At 53.7% G+C, this 15,712-nt stretch carries 8 protein-coding genes; 5 read left to right on the top strand and 3 right to left on the bottom strand.

Features of this window, described 5'->3' with window-relative positions; all coding sequences use genetic code 11:
• The first annotated feature begins 16 nt into the window (after positions 1 to 16).
• A complete protein-coding gene (locus LOC67_RS11660; RefSeq protein WP_230262780.1) occupies positions 17 to 1,081 on the top strand; it encodes a chemotaxis response regulator protein-glutamate methylesterase in 1,065 nt (354 codons plus the stop codon).
• 219 nt (positions 1,082 to 1,300) lie between these two features.
• Here LOC67_RS11660 and LOC67_RS11655 read toward each other — a convergent pair whose 3' ends face one another.
• Positions 1,301 to 2,323, bottom strand: coding sequence for a putative zinc-binding metallopeptidase (locus LOC67_RS11655; RefSeq protein ID WP_230262779.1), 1,023 nt, complete (start codon positions 2,321 to 2,323; stop codon positions 1,301 to 1,303).
• Positions 2,324 to 2,802: 479 nt separating this feature from the next.
• Between LOC67_RS11655 and LOC67_RS11650 the strand changes: the two genes are divergently transcribed.
• From LOC67_RS11650 to LOC67_RS11635, 4 genes are all read left to right on the top strand, one after another.
• Positions 2,803 to 4,203 (top strand): two-component system sensor histidine kinase NtrB, encoded by a 1,401-nt coding sequence (locus LOC67_RS11650; RefSeq protein ID WP_230262778.1) that lies wholly within the window; start codon positions 2,803 to 2,805, stop codon positions 4,201 to 4,203.
• Between the two features lie 478 nt (positions 4,204 to 4,681).
• Positions 4,682 to 5,089, top strand: a complete 408-nt coding sequence (locus LOC67_RS11645) for a hypothetical protein (RefSeq protein ID WP_230262777.1) — start codon at positions 4,682 to 4,684, stop codon at positions 5,087 to 5,089.
• 430 nt (positions 5,090 to 5,519) lie between these two features.
• On the top strand, positions 5,520 to 8,411 hold the full coding sequence (locus tag LOC67_RS11640; RefSeq protein ID WP_230262776.1) for a tetratricopeptide repeat protein: 2,892 nt from the start codon (positions 5,520 to 5,522) through the stop codon (positions 8,409 to 8,411).
• Entirely contained in the window at positions 8,401 to 10,260 is a 1,860-nt protein-coding gene (locus tag LOC67_RS11635; protein ID WP_230262775.1) for a CRTAC1 family protein, read from the top strand. Before LOC67_RS11640 ends, LOC67_RS11635 begins: the two co-directional genes overlap by 11 nt.
• Positions 10,261 to 10,815: 555 nt before the next feature.
• Here LOC67_RS11635 and LOC67_RS11630 read toward each other — a convergent pair.
• Positions 10,816 to 13,674: a hsp70 family protein gene (locus tag LOC67_RS11630; protein WP_230262774.1), complete on the bottom strand. Its 2,859-nt coding sequence runs from the start codon at positions 13,672 to 13,674 to the stop codon at positions 10,816 to 10,818.
• Positions 13,675 to 13,752: 78 nt separating this feature from the next.
• Entirely contained in the window at positions 13,753 to 15,591 is a 1,839-nt protein-coding gene (locus LOC67_RS11625; protein ID WP_230262773.1) for an Hsp70 family protein, read from the bottom strand.
• Positions 15,592 to 15,712: the final 121 nt, after the last annotated feature.

Raw genomic sequence — 15,712 nt, 5'->3', positions numbered from 1 at the left:
GAACCGAGGGGGCGAAATGTCAAAAATCAAAGTGTTGGTCGTCGACGATTCAGCGTTGATGCGCCAACTGATTACGAAGATTCTTTCGAGTGCACCTGACATCGAGGTGATCGGGTCGGCTAGCGATCCATACAAGGCTCGCGAAAAAATCCTGGCACAACAACCCGACGTCATCACGCTTGACGTCGAAATGCCGCGAATGGATGGCCTCACGTTTCTTAGCAAACTGATGCGTTCACGTCCGACTCCTGTCGTGATGGTTTCATCGCTGACAGAAAAAGGATGCGATACGACCATCCGAGCCTTGGAATTCGGTGCCGTTGACTTTGTCACCAAACCCAAAGTCGACGTGACCAACGGCATGGCAAACGTCGGAGACGAAATCGTCGAAAAGGTTCGTATTGCGGCCCGCGCCCGCGTTTCGCGAATCGATATCCCTGAGGCGGTTGTCAAAGAAGCTGTCGAGACTGACACCTCGGATGCGTTGATCACCAGTACGCACAAAGTCATCGCGATCGGTACTTCGACAGGTGGTACCCAGGCGCTCACACAGGTGCTGCCGAGACTGCCTTCCAACATTCCCGGCATCGTGATCGTGATTCACATGCCTCCTGGATTTACGGGCCGTTTCGCAAAACGCTTGAACGAACTCTGCCAAATCCAAGTTAAAGAAGCCACTCACGCCGATGTGATTTTGCCAGGTCAAGCGTTGATCGCACCCGGTAATTTTCACATGACCGTCGGACGAAGCGGTGCACGCTACATGGTGAAACTCAATGAACAAGCTCCGGTCAACCAATTCCGCCCATCGGTTGACGTACTGTTCAATTCGTGTGCAAAGTACGTCGGTAGCAACGCGTTGGGCGTGATCCTGACGGGCATGGGTTACGACGGTGCAGAAGGAATGCTCGCGATGAATCGCGCAGGTGCAGCGACGATCGCACAGGACCAAAACAGTTGCGTCGTGTTCGGTATGCCCAATGAAGCGATCAAGCGTGGCGGGGTTGATACAGTGATGCCTCTGAACCAAGTCGCCGATGGTATCATCAAACACGCAAAGAAGATGACAGCGACCGTCTAGAAACGGTGCTGATTCGATCCGAGTGACACGTCGGTTGGACTCGGATCGGCCTCAATGCGATCATCTCTTTGATGGGATCATCTGACTGTGGTCGACGAACGCAATAGGATCATCGATCACAAATTCATCAGGTCGATTGGCCGCACCGCAGACACCCCGCATGTTTTCAAGGGATGACTGTGATGATGGGTGATGACTGGGATGATGGATAACGCGTTTTTAGACCGCGACACGAGCCTTCTTTGCCGGACTGCCGGATGGTTCGGTTTGACGCCGTGCCATCTCGTGGATGAAACGCATCTTTTCAATAACCGGCGGCGTGAATACCTCGGGAACGAGGTCCAACAGTCCCATGTCCCGGTTTAGCTCGTTCGCCATGATGCCGATGTTTCGATAATCGGTGATCAAGAAGTCAAAGTTTTCTTCATTGATCGCGTAGCCACCCTTCTGGAAGTGACCGAACGTTCGTGCGATCGCGATCATGTCGAGATAGGCATTGAAGGTTTCTGCGAAGTCTTCCCAAGGGTGCATTGTCGCGTATTCGCTGACGTAGGCCTGCTGCCAATTCGCCGGTGCCCGTTGGTTGTAATATTGATCTCGCGCTTCGGCGTAGCTCGGATTTCGCTCGTCGCCAAACAGCTCTCGGAAAAGTTCGATCCGCCCCGGCAGCACGCACTTTTGCCAGAAGTAATGTCCCAATTCATGACGGAAATGGCCGACCAAAGTCCGATGCGGTTCGCCGAACTGAACCCGGGTCCGTTCGCGATGCACACTGTCCGCCTCGGCTAGGTCCAACGTGATGACGCCATCTGCATGACCTGTCGAAACCGGTTCCTTCTCGGCGGTTTTAAACTCGAAGACCAAGGGCAGCGTGTCGTCGTCATCAATCGGCAATCCGATTCGATCGATATCGAATAGGACCCGCTGTTTGGCTCGCTCCGCCAAACGCCACTTTTCTAGGTTTCCTTCGAGCGATAGGTCGGGAATCACACGATTCAGGGTGCAATAACGACAATGCGTTTCGTTCGATTCGTTCAAAACGGTTCCGTTGCAAACCTCATGGTCAACTCGGTTTTTGCACGGCTCCAGCTTTGTCGAACAACTGTCGCAGGTACCGGTGTTCTGGTCGACGGAGGTGACGGTCTGACAACTTGCGCAGCGGCTTACCATCCGGCCGCAGCTAATGCAGTGGGCGCTATGAAAGAATAGATCGGCTCCACATCCACACTGGAACGTTCTCATGATCGAAACAAAGTTTTAGGGGGAATGATTGGTAATTGAACAGCGGAAAAGCCCGGTCAGAGAATCCGATCAGTAATGCAACAAGTGTGCCAATATCATGTTGGGGTTCAAATCGATATCGGACATCGGTCGACAAGTAGCACTTCGCACCGCCCTTCGTTCTTACGAAGCGTTGTGACCTTCATCTCTGTGACCTTGATCTTTTTGTGAGCATGCATATTCCGCTGCGAATTGAAAACCACCAGACAACTACTCGGCCATTATGACACCCCCGAGAATCGCGATGGTCATCGGTATCGAAATATCGCTCGGTATTTAGATCGCTCTTTTTCTTGTTGCCGACGAGTCCAATCACCGAGAAATCGCCCCGATAGCCAAGTGACCGATCACCAACCTATGATTCCGATTCCGTATTCTGTGTTGGCTGATCCAAACGTGGCCGCATGCTAGCTTTCTGAACCGATTTTATCGGGGACAACATGTTTGAGAACCAATCTCCATTCGCGTCTCGGATTTGGCCATGGGCAATCGGCGCGTTGGCCCTTCTCAGTTTGATTGGATTGGTAGTCACCAGTTGGATTTGGGCGGACTTTGGTCGCGAGCAGGAAATTGTCGGCAAGATCACAAAGCATCTCCCCAACAGCGATCTTCCAGACGCGAAAGAGCTGGCCGGTGAACTTCGGCTTCAATCGCGATTGACCGCACTGTTGATTTTAAATCTGCTCGGGTCGGCAATCACATTGGGACTATTGGTCCGATCTTACCTCGTCAACATGACGCAGCTTCGCAGCGTGCAGGTCCTCGCAACTGACATTCTTGCGAGCTTGGATCAATCGGTGATTACGGTTGACTGCGAAGGCAAAATTCTAAGCGTCAATCCATGCGGCAAAACGCTTTTGGGGATGGATACGCTTGAGCCCGACTCCACGCTCGCGCAGCTTCCTAAACCCTATCGTGCCCTTGACGATCTGAGAATGGAAACGCTTCGCAGCCAAACACCGATTCGCGATCATGAGTACGTCTTCGAAACCAAAAACCAAACTCGATTCCTGCGAACAGGCTGCAACCTGTTGCATGATCACCAGGGCAATCAAATCGGAGTTGTCATCCATATCCTCGACGTTTCGGAAAAGGCGTTGATCGAGCGGCGATTGCGTCGCATGGAACGATACATGGGTCTTGGATCCTTGGCCGCTGGGCTTCAACATGAAATTAAGAATCCGCTTGCAGCCTTGTCACTCCACGTTCAACTGCTAGCCGAAGCCTTGGAAGATGATGGAGACGAAGAATCGATCCAAGAGAGCTTAGAGGTCCTCCGCGCGGAAGTTCGCCGCGTAACCAATGTTCTGGAAAGCTTCCGCGAATACGCTTCGGTCGCCGAGCTTCACCGGATCGATGCCGATCTCGTGGACCTGCTGCACAAACTGGTGCGTCTGACCGACCCACAGGCGAAGGCCAAAGGCATTCAGTTGAAAACCATTGCGAGGCCAAGTTCTTCGCAGCCCGATTCACTGCATGCTCCAATTGATTCGGATCGGATCGAGCAGGTACTTCTGAACCTGATCCTGAACTCGTTCACCGCGATGGCAGATGGTGGCAAAGTCGTTCTGGAAGTCGACGACCTGTCCGATTGGGTCGCGATCCGGGTCATCGACGAAGGCTGCGGAATCCCCAAAGACCTTCAAGACAAAGTCTTCGATCCTTATTTCACCACCCGCAGCGATGGCACCGGAATGGGACTTGCCATTTCCGAGAAGATCGTTCGCCAACACGGGGGGCGACTGGAATTCGAAACCGGCATTGCGGGGACCACCTTTAGCGTCCTGCTACCCAAATCAGAACGGGCGTTGGTTTGCGAAGAAGGACCGCCGTTGGGATAACAGCTTGACGATTTTCGATTGTCACCCTTCGCCCCAATTTAAGGGGGCGTTAGTTCCACAGGTACTGCGCTGCGGAGATGACTTTGTGACGGATCGAACCTAGAAACGAACACGTCACAATCGCTGATGGCATACTGCCAATCAGCTAGCGTTTCACCAACACCAGATCACCCTCCCCCAGGGCGGGCGTTGTTGCAACTTCCACGTGCTTGCAGGAACGCGATTGACCGGTAAGTGATGCGTTTACATTGATGAATCCGCGGACCTTTTAATTGACAGATTGTCGCGACCACCCTAATCTGAAACACTAGGCGTCGTCTAAAACGTCAGTATGGATGGGAACCCTGTTGGGAATTCCGTTCAGTACTGGGCGTTTGAAGCGATTTTCGATGTGACTGGCGCGGCATATTAGTCGGCGATTTACGCATCGGAATCGCATTTGACCTCTCCGGGCCTATCGATCTCATCTCCGGCTTTCATGTTCCGCACATCACTTTTCATCTCGATCACTTGCCTTTTGGCGGTTGCGTTTCAGACGCAGTCGGCACAGGCCAGTTGTGGTGATTGGTTGGAACATCCCGGAAGCAATCCAGCTAGCCCACTTTCGATCGATAGTGTTCGTCCCGTGGGATTTGATGACCAGTCGTTCCCCGCAGGTTCGATTCCATCGAAACCCTGCAACGGTCCGAACTGCCAAAGCGCCCCGCTACCTGTGGCACCAGTGACCTTTGCACAGCCTAAGGTCGCCCCCGACAGCCAAACGCTTGTCGGGTTTGTTTCTCAGCATCGCGTTGACGATGTTCGGTTGTCCTATACGATCGAAGATCATCCCGAGCTTGACTACACGCTCGTCTTGTCGCGCATCGATCGACCACCGCGTTCCTAGTTTCCGAATCCACTTCGGAACAGCTTTTCTGGTACCGGTTCGCAGTTGGTTGTGAGCTTGGTCCGGTCTAGGTGTGATCGCCCTGCCGTCATCTTCGCGTGCAAGGACTGCTTCAGCAGGGCATTCGTTTGGTATCGTAAAATCGCCATTCGCATGTCTGCTGATCGATCACCTCCGGTCTAAACGCTCTCGTTTGCTGTCGCAATACATCGAATCGATGGTCTTGCCGCGGCGTCAACATCGCACCGAATCGGTCGATGGGATTTCTCCGCGATTGCAGCGTGTGAACCATCGGTCCAGATAGCCATCCACGATGCAAAATACTAGCGTCCGCCGTGGATTCGCAGTTGATCAAAGATGTTCGTCGCCCATCCGAAAATCGGATGGAATTGCAACCGCACCTGTCTGCTCTGCTAGGAATCCTTTCTCGATGTCAAACGCTACTGCTGGTAGTGCTGCCAAACCGGCGCCACAAAAAAAATATGTCCGCGCTGTCGGACCGAAGCTTCGCAAGCTTCTGTATTTCATCTTCATTCTCTTCGCGTTGCTATTTGCAAACTCTGGCTACTTGGGACTGATCACGTTCCTTGAGTGGTTCTCGCAAGAGACATATCAGGACTTTTACTACCAATACATGTTCCTGGTCCATTTGGTCCTGGGAGTCGTGCTGATCCTGCCGGTCGTGATCTTTGGACTCGTTCACATGTGGAACTCCAAAGATCGCCGCAACCGACGTGCGGTACGAATCGGCTACGCCTTATTTGCGATCAGCTTGATGCTGTTAGTCACGGGAATCCTACTCGTGCGAATCGCCGGTTTCGACTTGCGGCAACCGTTGGCGCGTCAGACCGTTTATTGGATGCATGTCGCGTCGCCACTATTGCTTGTTTGGCTCTACTGGCTGCACCGCTTGGCTGGTCCACGGATCAAGTGGAAACTCGGCTTTCGGTTTGCTGGCGTAGCGGGAGCGGCGATCGCTTTGCTGGTCATCATGCAGATGCAGGACCCAAGGCAATGGAATTCGATCGGTCCTGAATCAGGTGTGAAGTATTTCGAGCCTTCATTGGCGCGGACATCAACGGGCGATTTCATTCCCGCGGACGCCTTGATGAATGACGAGTACTGCTTGAAGTGCCATGCCGACATCCACAAAGATTGGAGCGATAGCGTTCACCGATTCAGTTCGTTCAACAATCCGCCGTACCTAGCCAGCGTCAGCGAGACTCGCGAAGTTTCGTTGAAGCGTGACGGCAGTGTTCAAGCTTCTCGGTGGTGTGCCGGCTGTCACGACCCCGTGCCGTTCTTTTCTGGTGCGTTCGACGATCCCGAATTCGACATGCTGCAACACAAGACTGCGAAGGCAGGCATCACTTGTACTGTCTGTCATGCGATCACCAACGTGAACAGCGTTCGCGGAAATGCGGACTATACGATCGAAGAACCACTGCACTACCCGTTTGCCAGCAGCGACAACGCCGTCTTGCAATGGGTCAACAATCAGCTGGTGAAAGCCAAACCAACCTTCCACAAGAAGACTTTCCTAAAACCATTCCACAAGACGGCTGAGTTTTGCTCGACCTGCCACAAAGTGCACTTGCCCAAAGCGCTCAACGGCTACAAAGAATTCTTGCGTGGCCAAAACCACTACGATCCCTATCTATTCAGTGGCGTATCCGGACACGGTGCACGCAGTTTTTATTACCCGCCAAAGGCCGTCGATAATTGCAGCAAGTGTCATATGCCCCTGGTTAAAAGTGACGACTTCGGGGCACAGATGTTTGGTGATGCGACGGAACTTAGCGTTCACGATCACTTGTTCCCAAGTGCCAATACCGGTATCGCTTGGTTGCGTGATCGTGGCGAGATCATCAAAGCCCATCAAGATTTCTTGAAAGACACCATGCGTGTCGACATTTTTGGCATTCGCGAGAATGGCGAGATCGATGGAAAGCTGACCGCTCCTTTGCGTCCAACGGTTCCCGAATTGGTGCCTGGTAACAAGTATCTTTTGGAAACGGTGATTCGAACACTGAAACTCGGCCACCTGTTTACCCAAGGCACCGTCGATTCCAACGAAGTTTGGCTGGAGGTCAAAGTCACCAGCGGTGATCGCGTGATCGGTCGCAGCGGTGCGATGGACGAAGAACGTGGAAATGAAGTCGATCCATGGTCGCATTTCGTGAACGTTTTCATGTTGGACAAAGACGGCAATCGAATCGATCGTCGAAATGCCCAAGATATTTTCACGCCGCTTTACAACCACCAAATTCCTCCAGGCGCCGGACAGTCGGTTCACTACGGGATCACCATCCCAGAAGACGTCGACGCCCCGGTGACCGTTGAGTTGGCTTTGAAGTATCGAAAGTTTGATCAGCGATACATGGATTACGTTGCCAAGAAAAACGAAAGCCTGGGCCAGATGATTCGCGGTCACGAAGCCGGCAAAGACTATGTCAATGAACTGCCTATCACGACGCTTGCGACCGACACGGTGACGTTCCCAGTGCAAGGCGTATCTGCCGATGTCAGCAATCCGGATCGTGATATCCCAACTTGGCAGCGATGGAATGATTATGGAATCGGTGCCCTGCTCAAAGGCAAAGCCGAACTCCGCCAGGCCGAAGAAGCTTTCTTGGAAGTTGAAAAGCTCGGTCGCTACGACGGGCCACTCAACCTCGTTCGGGTATTCAATACCGAAGGCCGACTCGACGATGCGGTCGAAGCATTGAAACGGGCGGACGAGTTCAATGAGACGGAGGGCTTCCCGCGTTGGACATACGCTTGGCTTTCCGGTGCGATCAACGCACAACAGGGCTACCTAGTCGAAGCCGAACGCAACCTCAAAAGTGTGCTCGAAGACAGCACCGAAGAGATGCAAGCGAGAGGCTTTGACTTCAGCTTGGATATCGAAGTCATCAACCTGCTCGGTCGTACCTTGTTTGATTTGGGCAATGCCCGAGCTAGACAGGATCGGGAAGACGAAAGCGAAGGCTATTTCCGCGAGGCGATCACTCGGTTCAACAAAACCTTGGAAATCGATCCGGAAAATGTCACCGCTCACTTCAACTTGCAGCTGCTTTACGAAAAGCTTGGTGAACCGGAGAATGCCGCAAAACATCGCGAGCTACATTTGCGCTACAAGCCCGATGACAATGCCAAAGGCCGTGCGGTACGCTTGGCACGTCAAAAGTATCCGGCTGCAAACCATGCTGCCGAAGCTGTCGTGATCTACTCACTACAGCGTGAAGAATCGTCGAAGGAGACTGATGAAGCGAAAGCGACCCAAACCGAAGCGAAAGAGGAGGCATCCGATGTCAACTGAAAATCAAGTCGAACCGTTACATTCATCAAACGATGAAGAAGCGCGCGACGATGCAGTGATCGGCAAAGCCTTTCGCATTTCATTCGCGGTCATCGCTTTGGTCGCCCTCGTCGGGCTGACTCTGTTATTCGTCTTCCGCCGTCGGCCACCCGCGCCTCCGGTCAAAGAAACCGAATTGGCTGGCGTCAAAACTCGTGAACTGCCACAAGTTCAAGTGCCACACACGCCGTTTACGGATATTACCGAAACCAGCGGGATCGATTTCGTTCACAACAATGGCGCGATCGGTGCGAAGCTGCTTCCCGAAACCATGGGTGGCGGCGTTGCGATGTTTGACTTTGACAACGATGGCGATCAAGACATCCTGTTTGTCAATTCACGCGACTGGCCCTGGGATCCGCCAAGTGATCGGCAATCGACCTCGGTGCTGTATCGCAATGATGGTGACACCTATGTGAATGTATCAGCCGACTCAGGTCTGAACTTAAACGACTACGCAATGGGCGTCGCGGTCGGTGATTTTGACAATGACTCCTGGGTCGATGTCTTTATCACCAGCGTTGGTGCAAACCACCTCTATCGAAATCTCGGCGACGGATCCTTTGAAGACATCACCGAATCCGCAGGTGTGGCTGGGGACGAAAATCGTTGGAGCAGTAGTGCAGGGTGGTTTGACTATGACAACGATGGCGACTTAGATCTGTTCGTCTGTAACTATGTCGAATGGAGTCGCGAGTATGACCAGTCGCAGAACTTTCAACTGATCGGTGGTGGTCGCGCCTACGGCCGACCGCAGAACTTCCAAGGCACGTTCCCATACCTTTACCGAAACGATGGCGAAGGAAAGTTCACGGACGTGTCTGAAATCGCTGGCATTCAGATTCGAAATCCGGCTACCGGTGTTCCCCTTTCGAAGTCACTCGGCCTAGCGTTTTGCGATTTCAATCAGGACGGAGCTCTGGACATCGTGATCGCAAATGACACGGTCCAAAACCTGTTGTTGCAAAACGATGGCGAAGGAAACTTTACCGATGTGGGTGCACTTAGCGGCATCGCTTTCGATTCAAGCGGAAACGCTCGCGGTGCGATGGGAATTGATATCGCATCATTTCGTGGCCCCAAGGCCTTGGCGGTTGCGATTGGCAACTTTTCCAACGAGATGACCGCACTGTACGTCGCGAAGACTGGCAGTATGCAGTTTTATGATGAGGCCGTCAGTACGGGTCTAGGCCCGACGACCAGACTGCTGCTAACGTTCGGCTTGTTCTATTTTGACTACGACTTGGATGGCAGGTCTGACCTGTTCTGTGCCAACGGTCACCTGGAAGAAGACATCAATCGTGTTCAGCCCAGCCAACACTATGAACAGCCACCACAGCTGTTTTGGAACGCAGGTCCAAAATACGATACCGAGTTTGTTCCTGTTGGGCAGGAATCAATAGGCGATGACCTTCTGAAACCGATGGTCGGTCGTGGTACGTCCTTTGCCGACATCGACAACGACGGTGACCTGGATGTTGTCGTGACATCAAGTGGACGCAAACCACGACTGTTACGCAACGATCAAGACCTTGGGCACCATTGGCTGCGTATTAAACTTGTCGGCGACGGAAAGAACTGCAACCGCGATGCGATTGGTTCCTGGGTTGAAGTGACCGTTGGTGACAAAGTTTTGCGTCAGCAGGTCATGCCAACGCGAAGCTATCTCTCGCAAGTGGAACTGCCGCTGACCTTTGGTCTTGGAACGTCCAAGACGATCGATTCGGTGTCCATCTTGTGGGCCGACGGTTATCGGCAACAGATCGATGCACCAAAGGTCGATCAGCAGATCACGGTCTCGCGTCAGTAGTCGCGAGCGTACAGCAGAGATTCAGGCGGGCATCAGCGCCTGAAAGGGTCAAACAACCGTCGCTAGCGCGATCGCGGCTCAGTTTGAGCAAACCAACTCGTGCGAGGCTCCCGCCTCGCATGCGATGTCTCGCGGGCTCTGCCCGCCGTCGATGCTAAAAGATCAATTAACCGTCGCTAGCGCGATCACGGCTCAGTTTGAGTAAACCAACTCGTGCGAGGCTCCCGCCTCGCATGCGATGTCTCGCGGGCTCTGCCCGCCATCGATGCTAAAATCTCACGCAACCGTCGCTAGCGCGATCACGGCTCAGTTTGAGTAAACCAACTCGTGCGAGGCTCCCGCCTCGCATGCGATGTCTCGCGGGCTCTGCCCGCCATCGATGCTAAAATCTCACGCAACCGTCGCTAGCGCGATTGCGGCTCAGGGTTTCAACACATTAGCCGCTTTGGCGTTAGCCGCGGTTTTCTTGTCAACGCGACTAACCAGACTCACGCAACCGTCGCTAGCGCGATCGCGGCTCAGGGTATCACGACTTGATTCGCTTTCGCGATTGCTTCAATTCTTCCCGAGCTGGATGCCCAACGGCAACGTATCACCAAACACGGCGGACTGTTCGTCACGATCGAGCTGCCCGCCTTCGCGGAGTAACTTGACGTAATGTGATTCCGCATCACGCCGTTCGAGATACCTCGCAGCATCACCGCGGACATCTTCTGATAAGTCTCGATATCGATCCCCGGTGACCCTGCCCAGCTGAGCCAGTGTGAGCGGCAACTCGGATTCGTTCAGGTCGATTTCGATCAATCGCTTGATCCACGACTCTGCTTTCGAAACAGGCACGGTCGAATTCAAAGGTCCATACGCTGGTTGCCTCGAACCGAGTCTTCCGATGGCCCAAAGAAGCCCCGAACGCAAACGTTCGTTCTTTTTCTTGACAATTTCGACCAACGCCAACTCACCAAGTTCGACCTTTTCGGCAACTTTCAATCTCTCGAGTGAAGCCACCAAACGCCAGAACTCATTGGCTTCGTGCGGCTCAATTCGTCGCGTCTTGCTGCGCAGATTTGCGATCATCGGGGCGGCCAGTTGTTCTTGCTGGCCTGCGGTCAATCCTCCGGCAATACGACGCCACAAAATCATCGATTCGGTTCGTGATTGTGATGCCGGAAACGCAAGCTTGCCGTGCAACTGTTTCCACGTCGACTGAACGCGCCAATCATCAACGGCGACGCCATAGCCCGGTCGCAAACAAAAACCACTCATATTCAACCAGCGAGCTTCGTGGGCGGGAGACTGTCGACGTCCCGCTTCGAAATCTAGCAAGAACTGCCAGAGTTCGCGAATCAGAGTCGGCGGCCATTGATCGCGACCGCTTCCGACGATCGACTCCAGTTCTTTGATGATTTCCCTGGGCTTGATATTGGGGTCGCTACCAAAGGTCGCTTCAATCGCATCGGCGCAAGCCTGCACCGTCTCCAGGTCGACCACACCGGCAACTTCGCCTTCACCACCATGGCTTTGCCGATCTGTTTCTAAGGTGCTGCGAATGTCGAACTCAAGCTTCCAGCGTTTGTTCTTTGAATCATCGCGTCTCTCGACGCAGTACATGCCAACGGTTCCGATTTCGCTTAGTTCAGACTCGATAAAAACTTCCAACAGCGAATCGTCTCGGCTCCCTCCGCGAACGAGTGCCGTGCAGATTGGAGGCAACGGAGTCAACTCGCTACTGTCGATCGGAACCAGCTGCCCTGCTCGATCAGCCAGACGTGTGCTGCTGACCCAAAGAGGAAACTGAACTGGCTGCCCGATCTGCAATCGCAACGGGTACTCATCGGCACGGAACTGCTGACCGGCTTCAGCGTTTCCTGGAATTAAACACAGTGCCTGTGGCGGCTCGCCGCTGACCTGCATGTAGTAAGAACGCCCCAGGTTCGCGGCGATCCGAACACCTTCGCCACGACGCACCATCGCGTAGTAAGCTGCCCCATGGGCGACGGCCAGATCCAGTCGAGGTGATGCCAAAACGGTCGGTTGCCATGATTCTTCAGGCTCGGCAAACCAGTCCTGAATCAACCCGACGATGCGTTCTTGGATTGCCGGCGCGGTCATCACGCCACCATTGAACAAAATCAGATCGGGCCGGTCTGCCGAATCACGATCCGCATCGTCCAAACCACTTCGACGATGCTCTGACAAGAATTCCGCCAAATGTCTCGTGATCCCCGCGTCGGCAGCATAAGGCAAACCAAATTCCTGGAATCCGCTTTGGCCTGCAATCGGTCGCTCGGAAAGCTCTGCCTTTGGGAAAAACCCATCCAACAATACTGTGTCGACTTCGTCTCGGCCAAGCTCGACTTGAATGGCACCGGCGAGTAGCTTTGCGCCCTCAGCGGCGACATTCAGCGTATAGCTTTCTGGACGGTTCTCACCCAGCATCGTCTCTTTAACTTGGCGAGCGGATTGCACCATCCGATCCCACTGGGACGCGGACAAAATCGATCCACTGTTCTGGCTTAGAAACTTTGATTCGGCCAGTTTTGCAACGGCCAAATCCATGTTGTCTCCACCGAGAATCAAATGGCGTCCCACGGCAACTCGGTGGAACTGCACCTGTTCGCCCGACTCGCCCGCAGGCTGGACGCGAATCAATGTCAGGTCAGTCGTTCCGCCACCGATATCGCAAACCAAGATCAGCTGACCAGGACGCACCAGATCTTGCCACTGTGTACGGTGGCGATCGATCCAGGCGTAGAATGCGGCTTGTGGTTCTTCAATCAAATACACACGGCGCAGCCCTGCGAGCTTCGCCGCTTTGATCGTCAACTCTCGAGCGACTTCGTCAAACGAAGCTGGCAGGGTGATCACAATGTCTTGTTGATCAAGCGGTTCATCGGGATGTTCATGATCCCATGCGTTGCGCAAGTGTTTCAAATACTCTGCAGACGCTTCAAGCGGAGACAGTCGTTCGACGTCGGGATCGCCATGCCAAGGAAGAAAGTCGGCCGTTCGATCAACCCCGTCATGCGACAACCAACTTTTTGCAGAACTGATTCGGCGACCGGGATGGCGCGTCCCGGCTTCACGTGCAAGGACACCAACACAGCCGGGGACGTCCTTCTTTGACCGCTTTGTCGTTGCCGACCAGGGCAATCCGGATTCCAACGAAGTTGATTCGGAGCTGGTCAGTTGATAGTGAAACGAGGGCAAGGTTTCCCGCTTTTCGAATTGCCCGAGATCAACCCACTGTGCGATAGCGAATGTGTTGACGCTCCAGTCGGCTTGCTGAGTATCGACAAAGCAGAGCGCACAATTGGTCGTTCCTAAATCGATCCCGACAACGTATCTGGATTGTGTGGTTTCCGATGAAGAACCGCTTGAGGTAGGATCCGCTTGGCGTTCCGGCGAACTAGACATGCTTCAACATTGGTGGGTAACAGACGGCAGATTCAACCACGGTTTCACAGATCGTGTAGGCAAAGGCCGCAAGTTGATTTAGGAAGCGTTCTTCGCTTCACGCACATTGAACTCCATTTTCCATTGTTCGTCGGTGCGGGTTGAATGACACCACAATTCGAACATCCCAAGTTCAGTCACTCGACTGACAAAACGAACAGGAACGAACGGGTCCGCAGGGCGACCATCTTCAGCAGATTGACGTGGCAATGATAACTCGATCGGTTCGCTTTCGACCAATTCGTCAGGTTGCCAGCGATCCAGTTGCGTCCCAACCGCATCATCGCTGCGTTTGGATGAGGCGAAAAATCGGAAACGGGCAGGTGCACCGACGATCAAACCGACTTCGTTGCCCGGTACTTCCGATTCGGTGCCTTCTTCCATGCCTTGCGGTGCAACACATAGAGCACGCAACGGACGTGGGGCCCCTGGTATTGCTAGCCCCGCAGTCTCAATTCCGATGTAGTAGGACTTGGCCGTACCGCCACGGATTCGAATGCCGCCTGAATGTTTTGACCAACCATAGTACGCTGCCCCAAGGGCGACAGCCGAATCGAGCTCCTCTCGGCCGCCGAGGACTTCCGGTGCTTCGTCGCACCAATCACTGATCGCGTCTTGCATCCGTTGCCGCAACGCTTCGCCACGGAAAACGCCACCGTTGAACAGTAGATGCGTTGGGCCAATGAAAGACTCGTCTCCACCATTCTGTTTTGCTTGACGAATCGTATCCGCCTGATCAGCAAGAAACGCGGCGACTTGCTTCGTGATTGCGGGATCGGCTTCGTAGGGCAAACCGATGTCTTGGAATCCGGAAGCCGCGTTTCGCTGCGGGCGTTCATCCGAAGAGCATTTGGGAAAGAATCCATCGACGATGACTTCGCGAGCCTTTTCTGCCGTCAGGGGCGTCGAAATCGTACCGCCGATTAACGAACTGCCTCGACCTAAAACCGAGATCGTTTTTTCACCAGGTCCGTCGGCGGCAAGCAAACTTTCCTTCGCGTCACGGCAGGCATGCCAAAGCGAAACACTTTGCCACGGATCTAGTTGATGACCTTGTTCTTGCAGCTGAAGCGAAACGCAATGGGCGAGTGCCAAGTCCATATTGTCACCACCGAGCAGCAAGTGATTGCCCACCGCTAGACGTTGCAAATTCAGTTCGCCGTTTTCTTCTTCGACGGCGACAAGCGTCAGGTCGGTGGTTCCGCCGCCGACATCGACAACCAACAGAAGGTCGCCTGCGGATAGTTGCTCTCGCCAGTCATCCGTTTTCGATGCCAGCCAGCTGTAGACCGCTGCCTGTGGTTCTTCAAGCAGAACAAAATGATCTGGAAGCCCTGCTTCAATCGCAGCTTGCCGAGTCAATTCGCGTGCCGCGGGATCGAACGATGCCGGTACCGTCAAAACGACTTGCTGGTCTTTTAACGGTGCATCGGGATATCCTTCGTTCCATGCCGCGACGAGGTGGCTAAGAAACTTTTGCGTGCAATCAAACGCAGAAACTTTGGGGACTTCTGGTGGTGACTGCCAAGGCAACACCTGCTCGGTCCGTCCGATGCTTCCGTGGCACAGCCAGCTTTTCGCTGCGACCACAACACGTTGAGGATTCTCGGCCGCTTGCTGCCTCGCATAGTAGCCCGCGATTCCCTGCTCGGGGCTGTCGATCATCGGCAACTGCAGCGATGCGACTTCGTTTTCTCGGGGCAGGTATAAGAACGATGGCAACGAGTCCCGCGTCTCGACCTGTCCCGGAGCGATGATCTGAGGAATCGGCAATAGCTCCAATTTCGGCTGCACACGTTTATCCGAAGGGATTTCCGTGAATGCGACGACGGAATTGGTTGTGCCTAAGTCGATTCCAACACAAAAGCGAGGTGCCATCAGTCTTTCTTTTTGCTTTACGAAGCGAGTCTTTGATTCGACGATCGATTTAATCGGAACCATTCAATTGCGGAGTGCCGAATCAATCGCCGAGTCAAAACAAAACCGCATCGAATGATTC

Source organism: Stieleria sp. JC731 (assembly GCF_020966635.1).
Classification (GTDB): domain Bacteria; phylum Planctomycetota; class Planctomycetia; order Pirellulales; family Pirellulaceae; genus Stieleria.
The sequence above is the reverse complement of the archived record's forward strand: the minus strand, read 5'-3'. Positions and strand labels throughout refer to the sequence as shown.